We start from the raw sequence: 14961 nt of genomic DNA, 5'->3' as shown, positions 1-14961 counted from the left end.
TCCCGAAAACAGACAATAGGGTGTCCGCGGGGTGGCCTCATGATGCCAATTTAACCTGCGCTCTTATCTCCCTGGATTTAGGCCTGCCCCAGCCATGTCCTACTCCTATATAGCGTAGATCATCCGTGGTTCATCCGTGGAACATCTATGGAGGAACCCTGTGGCAGACTCGAAGTATCCCCGGCGAAGAATGCCTTTTTTCCGTCCTGGCTCCGACCCGTCCCGCAACTCCTTCTCTCCTCCGCGGAACCCCAAATTCCATTTTTTCAAACCAACGAAAATTATTTCAAAACAACCTGTCAAACCTGATCCAACAGGTGACTAACAGGTGATCATTAAGTGTACGTCTGGCACAGGTACTATAACACAATTCAATTAGTTGTCCGAGAAGTTTACTGTCAAATAACTAGCTATCCCTACGCGAAAGCCATAGTCATGATACTGCCCGTCCTGAAATGACACTGCACCTTCCAAACGGAAGAAGCGTAAGATACCATCAATAGAATATCCTACCTCTGTATAGTTCTTAGAAGTCGGCGTGGCAAGATAGTTTACAAAGATGTTTTCACGAATCCCCATCATACGCACAAACGGGAAGCTGGTAACAAGGAAGCGGCGGAATTGATAGTACACATTACCCGCCAAATAACGGTCGGGCGTAGAATAGGTATAATAATCCAGCAAACGGAAGCTTCCCACCGGATCGGTGGTGCTGAAAGGCGTACGGTTTCCGAGGAAGTGTTTGTAGTCCATGAAATACATGCGGCGGTCATTCAGGAACGTGCCGGCACGCACAGCGAAATGCAGGCGACCACGCACACCGATCGCAATCTGATGTTTCGCACCTACTTCGAGCTGATCGAAGTCAACGTCGCTGCCGAGAACGTCGGAGATCCCTTTTCTATACGTAAGGCTCAACGTCGGTGAAGAATTTTCCACTTCGTTGCGCTGGCGATTGCGAATGCGATATTTCAGCCAGGGGCGTGTTACAACGCTAACGGACGCCGTGAGGGCCTCGTGGTCTGGAAAGGATGTATCCAACAGCTCGGAGTTTACCGGAATGTTGGAAGTATAATCTTCGATACTCTTGCGATCTATCCATTTATAGTTCGTTGTGTTTTGCAGCATGTGGCGGCGTTGCCAGGAGGCCGTGCCTTCTACTGACACAAAGTCACTCAGGTTGCGGCGGTATAGTACATCTACGTAGCGTCGCTCGTAGAGCTTCATGAGGTTCTCTTCCAATAACAGGGTCATGAAGTCATTGACGATCGGCAGGATCGGTTGATCGGCATTGTACTGACGCACATACCGGCCGCCCTCCACCTCGAATCGGTATACCTTGTTGCGCAATGCAAATTTCAGATTGCCGGATGCCACCTTGCGGGAGAAGGCGTAGCGGAAGGCGGGCGTGATGCTCAGGCGTGTCTTGTTGGTGTCTTGCAGGATGGTGCCAAACGACACTTTGTATACCAAATTCCAGCCTTCGACGGTGTTGAAACCGGGCATCGGAAAGTGTATTTTAATGTTGGAGTGCTTGGCGACTTTGTAGGTGTCGCCGATCAACAGATCCCACGGCTGGAACCCGGCGTGTTTGGATTGCTTCAAGGTATCACCGGCGTCTTTACGGGCTTCAATTTCGGCGGTGCTGTCGGACTTCTGGTAGCCTTTTACTTCCTCCGGCGTCAGGGGTACGGGGCGCATAGACGCCCAATAGGTTGAGTCCTTTTTAAAAGCGCCGCTGTCGATTTCGAATAACGTTTCAGAGAGGACCTCCGGCTCTTTTTGCTGGCGCAGCTCCTGCTTCTCGTAGTCCTTCATGATCGTCTTTAGTTCCTTGCGGGTGATCTCTTTGCCGGACTGCAGCCGTTCTTGCAATTGTTTGGCATTGTCAGGCTGGCGACGTGGGGCCGTGGTCTTCGCCTGCCGTGCTTCCTGTTTTTGGATTTTCTCGTCGATCACTTCCATTTTGTCCGTCTCGACGTAGAGCGCAGGATTGAGCTTGATTTTGTAGTCGCTCACCGTGGCGAGGTATTTATATTCAAACTCAAAGCCAAAGACCTTTCCATCAATCCGGAACTGGTGCGACACCGGCAGCCAGGCTTTGTCTTCAATGGGGGCGTAGACGGCCTTGATATAGATGTCTATTCCCAGGCGGGTGGTATGAATGTCCATACTGTGGATGCTCCACCAGTCTTCGACGATGTTGATGACGCCGTCCACGACGTTGTCACCTTTGACGCGTGGAATGACTTTGATACGGCTTACGGCATAGTCGCGATCCTGGAAGGTGCCGAGATATTCAAATTTATAGTATGAAAATGCGCGGGGCGAAAGAGGGGAGACGGTCTCTGCAACTTCGGATTCGTAGAAGCTGCCGAAGATGTATTGGTTGGGCGAAGTATTGTTGTCTTTGCCATCGCTGCGAATGGAAATCACTTTCTCTTCAAACTTCTTGGGTCGGGTGTATTTTACATCGCTGACGGACTCCGAAATATACACGCGGCCTTTTTCGATGCCTTCTTTTTGCAGCGTACGCTTGGCCAGCCAGGGATAATCCTTTAGTTTGCCGGCACCTTTTATGTACACGCGGGCGGAGTAACCATCGAGTTGCTGAGTGTGGTACTTTGCTTTAGCGATGGCCTTGCGCATAATGGTATAGGCGGGGTCTTCTTTGCCGTCCTGCACCACCACGGTGGGCAGGACGGTGGCCTGGGGCTTGAGAGAAACGTTTACTTCGCGGAAGCTCTTGTCGACGTCGATGATGCGCACGGCGGTTTCGTAGCCCAGGTACTGGTATACAATCTCATAGTGGCCCGAGTCGAGCGCCACTTCGTACAGGCCGTTTTCGTTGGAGGTGGTGCCGGTACCGATCTGCCGCACAAAGATAGTAGCATAGGGCAAGGGCTTACCAGTCTCGTCTTGCAACGTACCGCGTATACCTTGCGCATAGCCGTGCAGCGAAAGCATAACGATGCCCGCCGCGAGGCAAAGGGTTTTATAGCAAGCCAGCCCTTGATCCATAAAACGACGGGGCAGCAGGGGTAGAAAAGACATACAACTGGGTTTATTAGTGCTCCTGGTAAAATCCTTTTGCGCGAATTATTTCCGCCACCACATCCGGCACCAGATAACGAATAGATTGGTTGTTTCTGATGCAGTTCCGAATAAAAGTAGCCGAAATATCCAACAGCGGGGCTTCCACAAAGGTAATGTTAGGATGCGTAACCGGCTCCGAAAGTTGCACATGGGGGCGGCGATATACATATAAACCGTAGTCATCCAGGATACGCTCGTGGTTCTTCCACTTGGTGAACGACGCGAGGTTGTCTTCGCCCATAATCACTTTGAACTCGGTGTCGGGGTGCCGCTCGCGCAGGTGCACGAGGGTGTGTATGGTATAGCTGGGCTTGGGAAGGTTAAATTCTACGTCGGATACTTCCAGCGAATAATTGTCGTGGATCGCGGCCCGCACCATGTCGTACCGGTCGAATTCGTGTAACAGGCCTTTGCTTGACTTGAACGGGTTTTGCGGCGACACGACAAACCATACTTTCTTCAGGTCCGTGGACCCCACCATGAGGTTGGCAATGATGAGGTGTCCCATGTGTATGGGATTGAAGGAGCCAAAGAAGAGTCCGATTTTCACCGGCTTTTAGTGGGTTTTGAAATCGTCGTAGAGTTTTTGGGCTTCGCGCAGCGAGGTGTCGAGGGTTTCGTTCACCAGCACCTGGTCGAATTTATCCTGGAAGGACATTTCGAACTGCGCTTTGAACAATCTGCGGGAGAGGCTTTCGGGAGATTCTGTACCGCGGTCGTTGAGACGGGTTTTGAGAATTTCCAGGGAGGGGACTTTTACAAAAATAGCGAGGGCTTTGTCGCCGAAATATTTTTTCAAGGCAAGGCCACCTTTTACATCGACATCAAAGATGACGTCTTTGCCTTCTTTCCAGATGCGCTCGATCTCTGATTTGAGGGTGCCGTAAAAATTACCTTCGTATACTTCTTCCCATTCTATAAACTCGTCGGCGTCGATGCGCTTTTTGAACTCGTCAGGCGATAGGAAGTAGTAGTCCTGGCCATGTGCTTCGGTGCGACCGCGTTTATCACGGGTGGATGCCGAAATGGAGAAACCCAGGGATGGATTGTTGGCGAGCAGGTGTCTTACAATGGTGGTTTTTCCCGAGCCGGAGGGGGCACAGAAAATCAACGCTTTGCCTGCCATTAGCTGGACAGTTTTTCAGTACACTTGCTCTTGATGCTTTCAATAAGATCCTGCGGAGCTTCCTGGCAGCATTTTGCTTTTAACAACTGGCGGATAGCCACTTCGAGGTGATAGTTTTTATAGCAGGGTAAACATTCTTCCAGGTGGTGTTCCAGAAAATCGGTTCGCTGCTCGGGAGTCGCTTCGCCGTCCAGAATAGCCTGGAGCTTTTTAAGACATTCGTTCTTTTCAGGACAGTCTTGCTTCATAAAACTCTTATCTGAATCCATTTGATGTTAGACGGTTTTGTAACCCATTTCTTTCGCGTACTCACTTAGTTTTTCCTTCAGCAGATTACGGGCTCTGTGAAGTCTGCTACGAACGGTTCCGATTGGTATATCCAGTATCTTCGCCATTTCCTCGTACTTGAAACCTTCCAGGTCGCATAGTATAATGACCGTCCTGAAATCAACGTCAAGAGCATTCAACGCATTGGAAATCTCATCGCCGATCATGTCTTTCAGCGCCTCCACACGCAGATCCGGCGTAATTTGCCTATCTACCTCCTCAGAGTTATAATAGCTCTCAACTTCCTGATAGTCCACCTTGGAAGGTTCTTTACTCTTCTTCCGGTAGTCATTGATGAAGCTGTTCTTCAAAATCCGAAACAGCCATGCCTTCGCATTAGTTCCTTGTTGAAATGAATCTAAAAATCGATACGCCTTTAAATACGTGTCCTGCAGCAGATCTTTTGCATCGTCACCGTCTAAAGTAAGGCGATAGGCAAAGTTGTACATGGCGTTTATGTGGGGCATAAACTCGTCGTTGAAGATGTGCTGTCTTTCGGCGTCTGTATATTGTTGTTTCGGGAGTTCTTCCATATGCGGTCTTAAAAATAGCAAAAAAGTGCAACGTGTGTACCTTCTTGTGATAACATTCAAAACGCCGTGTTTTTTTCACTATTTTTCAACCCCATGCCGGAGGCCACGCATTATAGAAATAGTACTGATGACACCCTGGTGGCGTTGTATCGAAAGGAGGGAAGTCTGGACGTGGCCGGCGAGCTTTACAACCGGTACATGCCGCTGGTGTATGGCGTCTGCCTCAAGTACCTGAAGGACCGGGAGGAAAGCCGTGACGCCGTGATGCAGCTGTTTGAGAAACTGGTCACCGTGCTGCGCGAGCACGAGGTCGCCAACTTTAAAAGCTGGCTGTACGTCACGGCCCGCAACCATTGCCTGATGCAGCTGCGGGCCCAGAAAAGCCGGCAACAGAAAGAAATGCCAGGTTTTCTTATGGAAAATGCGCTGGCGACGCATCCGGAAGAGGCACCAGAAACGGAAGCAAATCTCAGTAAATTAGAGAAATGCATCGAAACGCTGGCCCCTGAACAGAAACAGTGCGTACAATTGTTTTACCTAAAGCAACTGTGCTATAAAGAGATTGTGCAGGCCACGGGCTTTGAGGATAATCGCGTAAAAAGCTACATCCAGAACGGCAAACGGAACCTGAAGATCTGTATGGAACAACATGGCTAACGACCATCACGATATCGAACAATACCTGAACGGCGAGCTTTCGCCGGCGGAAATGCACGCCCTGGAGAAAAAGGCGCTGTACGATCCCTTCCTGGCCGAAGCGCTGGAAGGTGCGGCGCAGCTTGCCCCGGCGGATCTATCGGCCGACCTGCAGCAGTTGCAGGCTTCGTTGCGGCAAGCCTCTCAAAAAGACCCTGGGGTCTCGCTACGCGTCTGGGCGTTGCGCATTGCCGCCACGCTGCTGTTGCTGGCTGTCGCTACGGCGATCATTGTGCGCATTGTATCGACCCCGGACAAACGGCTGGCCCTGCAAACACCACCCCAGGCTCGCCAGGAAGAAGCCCCCGCTCCTGCCCGGCCACACGCTGACTCCGTCGTGACATCGCCTCCCAAACCAGGCGTTGTTGCGAGCAAGCCCGAAGAGCATACCGCAGATGAACCTGTATCTTTCCACCTTAACCGCGCCCCGGAACCTACGTCAACGCCAAGCCCAATAGCAGATGCCGGGGAATCGGCGGACTATTTTGAAGAACAACAACCTGTTGTTGCAGAAGTCCAGCAGGCTCCACCGGCAGCACCAGAAGCTGAACTCAGGACCGAACCAGCCGAGGACCGGGAGGATGCCACACGCAAGCGCAAGTCTCTCGCGATGCAAAACGCAGACAAAAACATGGAGACGAAAAAGGAGCTGGCATACACTCCTTCAACTCTTTCGGGCCGTGTAGCCGGTATATCGACCAGGCGTGCTGCCGACACCCTGAACTATGTCACGATGCCGACAAAAACCGTTCATGGTAAAGTAACGCTCTCAGACGACGGCACCGGCATCCCCGGCGTGAACGTGATGGTAGTGGGTACCGATCAGGGAACCGTGACCGACATCAATGGCAACTATCACATTCGCGTGGAAGATGAAAACAACACCGCGCTGGCTTTTTCATTCATCGGCATGCAAAGCAAAGAAGTGCCGCTCGGCGATACCGAAAATGTAGATGTACAGTTGGACCAGGACGTGTCGCAATTGAGTGAAGTTGTTGTGACCGGGTTTGGTACCGACAATGGTCCGTTGAAAGAAGACCTCGCCACCTTCCAGCTGGCAGTCCCCGCCGGCGGCCGTGGCGCTTACAAACAATACCTGGAGACCAACCTGCACTATCCCGAGCAGGCACTCGCCAACGAGGTCGAAGGCAAGGTAACGATCCAGTTCACCGTAGAATCCTCCGGCCGGATGACGGACTTTAAAGTACTGAAGGGTCTCGGCTATGGTTGCGACGAAGAGGTGATCCGCCTCATTAAAAACGGGCCCAAATGGCAACCTTCTAAACGTGCGGACGAACCGGTCAAGGACAATGTAAAAGTGCGGCTGAAGTTCCGCCTGCCTAAAAAGAAGTAGGCACTAGATAAAGCGCTTCTCGACAAGCTCCATGAATTCATGAAACTCTTCGCTGTCGCGATCCCAGGTGGACGCGTGCTCTTCTTCAATGTAGCGCAGTGCCGACTGGATGGTGTCGAGCTGGTCAAGGCGATCAATAGCCTTGCTGAATAGTTCGAAGTCGCCGTGAAAGAGCACTTTGGTGAACATAAACTTCTGGTTGATCGTCAGGCTGTCTTTGATGCGTGAGATCTTGTGCAGGTTATTTCCCAGCGAGGAGCGGCTCTCGCGGCTATGCTTTTCGTTGAGCGATGCAGCCGCGCCGGTAGGTGCCGGTGGACGCATGGTATTGTGTTGCTTGGGCTGTGGCGGCGCCTGCGAAACAGGTGGAGTCGAAATGGGCGGCGTGGACACCGGTGGTGGTGGTGGCGCCGGTCGGCGCACTTCGACGGGAGGGGGCGGCGGCGGAGCCTGCCTTACCGGCGGTACGATGGGGGCTGTCGACACATAGAAGCTCGCAGGATCCAGTGGCACGACCGCCGAAAATTGTTCTATATATTCGTCTACGTCTTCGGGCGTAAAATTCACCTCTTCGAGAATCTCGTCGAGTACGGCAAAGGCCTCGTTGCCGGCCAGCTCCGTCATGTTGCGCTGCTCCATGCGCAGCAACATTCTATCGAGCGGAGCCTTGTTGACCTTCATGTATTTGATCTCGTCGCGGAAGGAGGCTACTTCAAGCTTGTTGTTTTTACCGGTCAGGATCATGACGTAAAAGTCATAGGGGTCGAAGATGGCCATGAGAGCCTGGCTCGACGCCTTCTTTAACAGCGGGGCAAAGTGCTGCCGGTCAATGGATATCTGTTGGGAGAGCGTGCCCATAAAATTATCCAGCGCCTCGCGCACGTCAGGGTGCTCGTAGTCGAAGTAGGGGCTCTTCAATTTCCTGGCTTCGTCCTTCCAGCTTCGCAAAAGCTCGCGAATCACAAACAGGTTGACCTGGTGTACGTTGCACAGCTTCAGGATATCAGGTCCGGTGATCTTGTCCCTGGACGCGAAGAATCCTTTCAGCACGGCATCCGCATACATATCTCCATAGAGGGCAATCGCTTCCAGACTGATCTTTTCGTCCATGAGTTCGTTTGTGATTTTTACAGCTTTCTCTGGCCTTAAAGTTAATGGATATTCAGTGAATCGCCCATACGCGGTGTAGGTCGTATGTGCAAAGTCTCTTAATTTTAGCGCATGTTTATCGAACCACAGCTGGGAAGACGCGGCGGATGGATTGAAGTCATTGCCGGGTGCATGTTTTCCGGCAAGACCGAAGAGCTGATTCGCCGGCTAAACCGCGCCATTATCGCACGTCAAAAGGTAGAGATTTTTAAGCCCGTGATCGATAAGCGGTATCACGATCAGCATATCGTGTCGCATAACGAACGGACCATCCGCTCGACGCCGGTGGATTTTGCCAGTGACCTTTTACTGCTGGCAGGGCACTGCGACGTGGTGGGTATTGACGAAGCACAATTTTTCGACCCGGCCATAGTCGATGTTTGCAACGCCCTGGCCAATGCCGGTAAGCGGGTGATTGTCGCCGGGTTGGACATGGATTTTGAAGGCAAGCCATTCGGGTCGATGCCAAACCTGCTGGCTGTGGCGGAATTTGTCACAAAAGTTCACGCCATCTGCGCACAAACGGGCGAGCTGGCGTCGTTCTCCTTTCGGCTCACCGAACACGAGCAACAAGTCATGCTGGGACAGCGCTCCGAATATGAAGCGCGAAGCCGCCAGGCGTTTATGCAAGGCTTGAAAGAACGAAAAAAAGATCCGGACCGATAGAAATTTCCTGGGGATGAAAGACTTTCGTAACTTCTTTTGCTGGGCCGCTGTTTTGCTGCCGACCCTCTGGGCCACGGCACAAGACATCCCGCTGGGCACCTGGCGTGTGCACGCCTCCTTTAATGCCATCTCCGCCATCACGGCCGACGACGCGCACGTATATGGCGCCTCCGCCAATGCGATCATGATCTTCACGCGCGAGGACAAAAGTCTTTCGGTCATTTCGAAGCTCGACGGCCTCCACGGCGGCACAATCACCGCCATTCAGGCCGACGCCACCACAAAACAGCTACTCATCGCCTACGACGACGGCGTGATCGATATACTCTGGAACAATACCCTCAAGACCCTGGACCCACTGCGCCAGTCGACCATTACCGGCTCGCGACGCATCAACCATATTTTAGTACAAGGCAGCCTGGCCTATCTCTCCACAGACTTTGGTGTGCTGGTGCTCGACCTGCCGCGCGCCGAAGTAAAAGAAACGTGGCGCGACCTGGGCAGCACCGGCAATACCTTGAAGATCAACGCCGCCGCTGTGCGCGAAGACAGCATTTTCCTGGCGACTGAAAAAGGTGTCCTGGCAGGCCGTGTCAGCACCAACCTCCTGGACTTTAGAAACTGGCGACACTTCGACAGCGGCGAGCTCAACGCGGCCGCAAAGACGGTAGCGATCTTTCAAGGGTCGCTATACGCGGCGCTAGACACACGCGGCCTTTACCGGTATACTGCCGCCGGCAGTTGGGCGAAAGAAAGTGTTTTTGTAGGCAGCACTTTTCAGGCCGTGTCGGCTACGAGTCAGGCGCTGCTCGTAATTGAAAGTGGAAAAGTCTGGCGCTTTACCGGTACCGGCGAACCCGCGCCCATTACCGACGCGCTTATTCGGCAGCCTCTAACCCTACTAGAAAACCGTGGTAAATATTGGATCGGTGACGGGCTTAACGGCCTAATTTCCGACGACACAGGGGCGTTTCAACAGTACCTGCCCAATGGCCCTGCAGGACCGCCGGCATCGCGGCTGACGTATGCGGGCGGCGTGATCTACGCGGTGTCGGGAGGATATTCCGCCTCACGCCAGCCGCTGAACCACGCCGGGATAATCAACAAATTTGAGCAGGGCACCTGGTCGGCCACAACGGCTACGCTGCCCGACATTACCGATGTGGCGGTGGACATCCACACCGCTACTGTATACGCGGCGTCGTTCCAGGGTGGCCTGGAAGTACGCCAGGGTGAAAACATTAAGGTATTGACGGCTGGCAACAGCCCGCTGAAGAGCGATGGCGCGGCCGTGAAGGTCACTGCCCTGGCGCCCGCAACAGAGGGGCTATGGGTAGCAAACTACGGCGCCAGCACACCCCTTCATTTACTCAAGCCCGACAACACGTGGGAGTCGGTGACGGCACCCTTTACGGCAGCGCGTTATCCGATCGACCTCGCCCTTGACCCCTTCGGTTACGTGTGGGCGGTGTTGGATCCGGAAGTAGACGGCGGTATTTTGGTGTATGACCTGGCCACCGGTGGCTCGGAGTACATTACAGAAACAGCCGGGTCGGGCGCTTTGCCGAATCGCAGTGTCCTGACCGCGGTGACCGACCGCGACGGCCTCGTCTGGACCGGAACGGCGGCGGGTGTATCCTATTTCTTCGACCCAACCAACGACGCCTCGCGACCTATTTTTGAAAGTCGCTTTCTGTTGCGTGACGACCAGGTGACCAGCATTGCCATCGACGGTGGCAATCGCAAGTGGATGGGCACCGGCCGCGGTGTCTGGTTGTTTAATCCCACGGGCGAAGCCCTCGTGCATCACTTTACGACTGCCAACAGCCCGCTCCTTTCCGACAACATCCTGGACATCGAAATCAATGCCCAAACGGGCGAAGTATTTTTCGCCACCGATAAGGGCCTGGTATCGTTCCGCGGTGATGCCACCGAAGGCACGGCAGTATTCCAACAAGTCAAAATATTTCCCAACCCGGTCACCTCGGCGTTTATGGGTACCGTGGCGATCAACGGCTTGACGACCGACGCCATTGTCAAGATCACCGACATCAGCGGCAAAATGATCTGGCAGACCCAGGCGCAGGGAGGCACGGCCTCCTGGAATGTACAAGATTATCACGGCAAACGCGCCGCTACCGGTATATACCTTGTTTTTGCGTCTACACCCGATGGCAGCGAAAGTGCCGTGGGTAAAATTGCCGTGATCGACTAACATGCTGCACAAAACACAGGGCATCGTTTTCCGGTTTACCAAGTACGGCGAGACCTCCATTATTGTCAACATCTTTACCGAGCTGTTTGGCATGCAGGCCTACATCGTCAACGGCGTGCGCAGCAAGTCGGCCCGCAGCCGCATTGCATTATACCAACCCATGACGTTGCTGGACCTTGTGGTCTATCATAAAGAGAACGCCGGCATCATGCGCATCAAGGAGATCAAATGTCTCTACCCCTATCAATCTATACCGACCGATGTGCGCAAGTCGACCATCGCCATGTTTCTGAACGAGATGATCAACAAGACCATCAAGGAGGAAAGCCACGCGCAGGAGCTATGTCAATTTCTGATCCACTCGTTTATGGCATTGGATCGCCAGACAGAAGGCGTCGAGAATTTCCACCTGCTCTTTCTCTTAAAGCTAAGCCGCCACCTGGGCTTTGGCGCACATACTAAAAACGAAGTGGTGGGTGGGCGTTTTGCCACGGAAGAAACCGAGGGACTATTGGAAACGCTGATAAAAACGGAGTACGACGCCCCGCTGCAGCTCACGAACCTTCAACGCCGTGAGCTGCTGGAGCTTATTCTAAAATTTTACACCGATCACATCGAGACGATCGGCGAAGTTAAATCACTTCCCGTGCTGCGGGAGGTATTGAATTAGTAATTCTTGCCGGCTATATCATTCTCAAATGTTTCCATCCCCTTCCGGTCTTGCAACGTCACATATACATGCTTCCCGCCGGCACCACCAAATACCAGGTTGCTGCATTTTTTCCCTTTCAACACCACCTCGCGAATAATCTTCCCTTGCGGGGATAGTACCACGACAACACCCTTTCCATAACGGGTGGCATATAGGTTGCCTTTCTTATCGCACTTCATCCCATCAAACCCAAAGTCCGGAAACTCGGCAAAGAGGCGCTTATTAGAGATGTTACCTTGCTTATCGACATCGAACGCCCAGATCTTCTTTTGTACACTTTCGTTTACGTATAGGGTCTTTTCGTCGGGGCTCAGCTCGATGCCATTGGTAGTGCCCATTTTGTCGGTGAGCAACACGGGTTTACCACCCTTGTCTATACGCCAGAGCTTGCCGGTGCTTTCTTTCCAGTTGGGGTCAGAAGCGAAGATCTGGTCGCGGCGGTTGATACAAATATCGTTGGGTTGATTGAAGCCGTCGGTGTGTGCATAGACACGCACGGCTTTGGTTTTCATGTTTATCTGTAACACGTTATGGGCAGCGAAGTCGGCGAGGTACATGGTGCCATCACTGCCAAACTGAATGGCATTGGCGGTGCTACCGTCGGGCAGTTTTACAAAGAGCGATACCTCACCGTTGGGCGCAACCTGACCGATGGTGCCATCTTGCTGAAAGTTTACGACGTACAGTTTACCGGCGGCGTCAAAGGCGGGGCCTTCGATGTTTTCGGTAAAGAGGTTTTCGGCGGTGAAATCGCGGGTTTGAAACAAGTTGGTGGATTGCTGTGCATAGCATGTGCCAAAAGCACACAGCGTTAGTGTCAGCGTGGGAATTATTCGCATGGGCGGTTGTTTTTTAGTCTATACAATTTTACACAATACGTGCCAATGTTGCCCAACCGTTCATAAATACTGTTCAATATCACCCAACCCCTGGCGGATGATGGTTATCGGGTCAGTGGTACAGTCGACGACGGTGGAGGGTACGTTGCCGCCGATGCCGCCGTCTATAACCACGTCAACCTGGTGTTTAAAATCTTCGTATATCTCCTCGGGGTCGGTGGTATAGGCTTTGATCGCATCATCGTCTTTGATAGACGTTGTGATGAGCGGGTTCTGAAGTTTTTCTACCAACATGCGCGGAATGTGGTGATCGGGAATGCGGATGCCGACGGTCTTTTTGTTTACATCCAATATTTTCGGCACACGGCTGCTGGACTCGAGGATAAACGTATAAGGTCCGGGCAGGGCTTTTTTGAGAATTTTAAACACCGGCGTGTCGATGCGCTTGGCGAATTCGGAAATGTGGCTGAGGTCGTTGCAGATGAACGAAAGATCGAGCTTGTGCGGTTTGATATTCATGATCTGGCACAGCCGTTCGATCGATTTCCGGTTCATGAGGTCGCAACCAATGCCGTAAATGGTGTCGGTGGGGTAGATTATGATGCCCCCACGTTTTAATACCGCTACCACCTGTTCGATTTTACGGGGTTCGGGGTTACGGGGGTGTATGCTTATTAATTCGGCTGCCATGCTGGAAAGATAACCATTCCCGCCCGGGCGCGGTTCCGGGGCATTTTAGTATTTTTGCAGCTCAAGAGTGTTATGAAAGCGAATAAACGTATTGTTGTTTTTCTGGTAGTTTCCGTCCTCGGTATTTCGTTTGCGTATTACGCCTATCAGATCGTGTACACGCCCAATATCCTGGTGCAGATGGATAGCAAGCTCCTCGTTGTCGACGAAAAAGACAACTTTAAGGATCTCCAGGCAAAGCTTCACAAGGGAAGGTATGTTAACGACCTCATTTCCTTCAGTTTTCTGGCCAAATTGACCGGCTACGCCAACCAAATAAAGGCCGGTCGCTACGTGCTCCGCAGCAACATGACTAATCTGGAGGCCCTGCGCATATTGCGGGCGGGCAAGCAGGAGCCCGTGAAGATCACGTTTAACAACGTACGGCTGGTGAAAGACCTGGCGCAACGCATCACCCGCAACCTGGGCATGACGCCCGAGGAGTTTGAAGCGGCGGTGATCAAGTTTACCATGAACAACCACGATGGCTTTACGAAAGACAACGTACTGGCCATGTTCATTCCCAATACCTACGAAGTGTACTATAACATTTCACCCGATGGCCTGGTCAATCGCATGCACGAAGAGTACGATCGCTTCTGGAGCCCCGAGCGCGTTGAGAAAGCCAAGAAGGCCGGCCTCACACCCATGGAGGTTTCCATCCTGGCGTCTATCGTACAGGCCGAGTCCATTCGTAAAAGCGAAGCCCCCGTCATTGCCAGCTTATACCTGAACCGCCTGCGCAAAGGCATTGCCCTGCAGGCCGACCCTACCCTGGTCTTTGCGGTCGGTGACTTTTCGCTGAAACGCGTGCTGAACGGTCACAAAGAAATCGACTCGCCATACAATACCTATAAATACCCGGGACTACCACCGGGGCCGATCAACATGCCGGAGATCCATTCGCTCGACGCCGTGTTGAATTATACACCTACCGATTATTACTACATGTGCGCAAAGGAGGACTTTTCGGGTGAGCATAATTTTACCAACAGCTACGAGGAGCACATGCGGAACGCCGCCCGTTACCAAAAAGCGCTTACCATCGAACAGAAAAAGGGCGAAGCCCTGAGAAGACAACAGCAGTAGCATGTATCGTTCCGAAACAACCGTGCGGGTACGCTACGGCGAGACCGACCAGATGGGCTATGTGTATTATGGCTATTACGCCATGTACTACGAAGTAGCCCGGGTGGAAGCCATGCGCCAGTTGGGCATGAGCTACAAGGCGTTGGAAGACATGGGTGTGATGCTGCCGGTGCTGGAAAACCACGCCAAATACCTGGCGCCGGGCCGTTACGACGAGCTGCTGCGCATCGTCACAACCATTCGCGAGAAGCCCGGCATTCGCATCAAGTTTGAATACGAGATCTTCAACGAGGCCAATAAGCTGATCAACCAGGGTGAAACCCTTCTGGTTTTTGTCAACAAAACGACCAGCCGGCCTTGCCGCCCGCCGCAGGCCATGGAAGATCTGCTCGCACCCTACTTTTAGGCTTTTGTTATTAGCCGCCAGTCG

The 14961-nt window shown here is 52.7% G+C and carries 15 protein-coding genes; 7 read left to right on the top strand and 8 right to left on the bottom strand.

Annotated features, from left to right (window positions below; translation table 11 throughout):
• Positions 1–375: 375 nt before the first annotated feature.
• The 5 genes from K7P01_RS14855 to K7P01_RS14835 are packed head-to-tail and all read right to left on the bottom strand — an operon-like array spanning position 376 to position 5082.
• Positions 376–3054: a DUF5686 and carboxypeptidase regulatory-like domain-containing protein gene (locus K7P01_RS14855; protein WP_267294309.1), complete on the bottom strand. Its 2679-nt coding sequence runs from the start codon at positions 3052–3054 to the stop codon at positions 376–378.
• Positions 3055–3067: 13 nt separating this feature from the next.
• Entirely contained in the window at positions 3068–3646 is a 579-nt protein-coding gene (gene nadD, locus K7P01_RS14850; RefSeq protein WP_267294307.1) for a nicotinate (nicotinamide) nucleotide adenylyltransferase, read from the bottom strand.
• 6 nt (positions 3647–3652) lie between these two features.
• Complete coding sequence (gmk, locus tag K7P01_RS14845; RefSeq protein WP_267294305.1) at positions 3653–4222, bottom strand: guanylate kinase; 570 nt, start codon at positions 4220–4222, stop codon at positions 3653–3655.
• A complete protein-coding gene (locus K7P01_RS14840) occupies positions 4222–4491 on the bottom strand; it encodes a zf-HC2 domain-containing protein (protein WP_267294303.1) in 270 nt (89 codons plus the stop codon). Before K7P01_RS14840 ends, gmk begins: the two co-directional genes overlap by 1 nt.
• Before the next feature lie 6 nt (positions 4492–4497).
• Entirely contained in the window at positions 4498–5082 is a 585-nt protein-coding gene (locus K7P01_RS14835) for a sigma-70 family RNA polymerase sigma factor (RefSeq protein ID WP_254085367.1), read from the bottom strand.
• Between the two features lie 66 nt (positions 5083–5148).
• On the opposite strand from K7P01_RS14835, the gene K7P01_RS14830 reads away from it, so the two are divergent.
• The gene (locus K7P01_RS14830; protein WP_267294300.1) at positions 5149–5739 is read left to right on the top strand and encodes an RNA polymerase sigma factor; all 591 of its coding nucleotides are present in this window, start codon (positions 5149–5151) and stop codon (positions 5737–5739) included.
• Complete coding sequence (locus K7P01_RS14825) at positions 5732–7132, top strand: TonB family protein (RefSeq protein WP_267294298.1); 1401 nt, start codon at positions 5732–5734, stop codon at positions 7130–7132. Before K7P01_RS14830 ends, K7P01_RS14825 begins: the two co-directional genes overlap by 8 nt.
• A gap of 3 nt (positions 7133–7135) precedes the next feature.
• Here the strand turns inward: K7P01_RS14825 and K7P01_RS14820 are convergent, their stop codons facing one another.
• Positions 7136–8242 (bottom strand): hypothetical protein, encoded by a 1107-nt coding sequence (locus tag K7P01_RS14820; RefSeq protein WP_267294296.1) that lies wholly within the window; start codon positions 8240–8242, stop codon positions 7136–7138.
• A 111-nt stretch (positions 8243–8353) separates the two neighbouring features.
• On the opposite strand from K7P01_RS14820, the gene K7P01_RS14815 reads away from it, so the two are divergent.
• Genes K7P01_RS14815 through recO form a run of 3 tightly spaced genes read left to right on the top strand, consistent with a single transcriptional unit; the run spans position 8354 to position 11832 of the window.
• Positions 8354–8947: a thymidine kinase gene (locus K7P01_RS14815; RefSeq protein ID WP_267294294.1), complete on the top strand. Its 594-nt coding sequence runs from the start codon at positions 8354–8356 to the stop codon at positions 8945–8947.
• A 13-nt stretch (positions 8948–8960) separates the two neighbouring features.
• Complete coding sequence (gene porZ, locus K7P01_RS14810) at positions 8961–11162, top strand: type IX secretion system anionic LPS delivery protein PorZ (RefSeq protein WP_267294293.1); 2202 nt, start codon at positions 8961–8963, stop codon at positions 11160–11162.
• Position 11163: 1 nt separating this feature from the next.
• Positions 11164–11832, top strand: coding sequence for a DNA repair protein RecO (recO, locus tag K7P01_RS14805; RefSeq protein WP_267294291.1), 669 nt, complete (start codon positions 11164–11166; stop codon positions 11830–11832).
• Here the strand turns inward: recO and K7P01_RS14800 are convergent.
• Both K7P01_RS14800 and K7P01_RS14795 read right to left on the bottom strand, forming a co-directional pair.
• Positions 11829–12713: an SMP-30/gluconolactonase/LRE family protein gene (locus K7P01_RS14800; protein ID WP_267294289.1), complete on the bottom strand. Its 885-nt coding sequence runs from the start codon at positions 12711–12713 to the stop codon at positions 11829–11831. The genes recO and K7P01_RS14800 overlap by 4 nt on opposite strands.
• Positions 12714–12773: 60 nt before the next feature.
• Entirely contained in the window at positions 12774–13403 is a 630-nt protein-coding gene (locus tag K7P01_RS14795; RefSeq protein WP_267294287.1) for an L-threonylcarbamoyladenylate synthase, read from the bottom strand.
• A 72-nt stretch (positions 13404–13475) separates the two neighbouring features.
• Between K7P01_RS14795 and mltG the strand changes: the two genes are divergently transcribed.
• Positions 13476–14531 carry an endolytic transglycosylase MltG gene (gene mltG, locus K7P01_RS14790; RefSeq protein WP_267294285.1) on the top strand — a complete coding sequence of 352 codons (1056 nt, stop codon included), beginning with the start codon at positions 13476–13478 and terminating at the stop codon, positions 14529–14531.
• Position 14532: 1 nt separating this feature from the next.
• Entirely contained in the window at positions 14533–14937 is a 405-nt protein-coding gene (locus tag K7P01_RS14785) for an acyl-CoA thioesterase (RefSeq protein WP_267294283.1), read from the top strand.
• Positions 14938–14961: the final 24 nt, after the last annotated feature.

The organism is Parachryseolinea silvisoli (genome assembly GCF_021190955.1).
GTDB lineage: Bacteria > Bacteroidota > Bacteroidia > Cytophagales > Cyclobacteriaceae > Ohtaekwangia > Ohtaekwangia silvisoli.
Note: the sequence above shows the minus strand (reverse complement) of the source record. Positions and strands in the feature narration are given on the sequence as shown.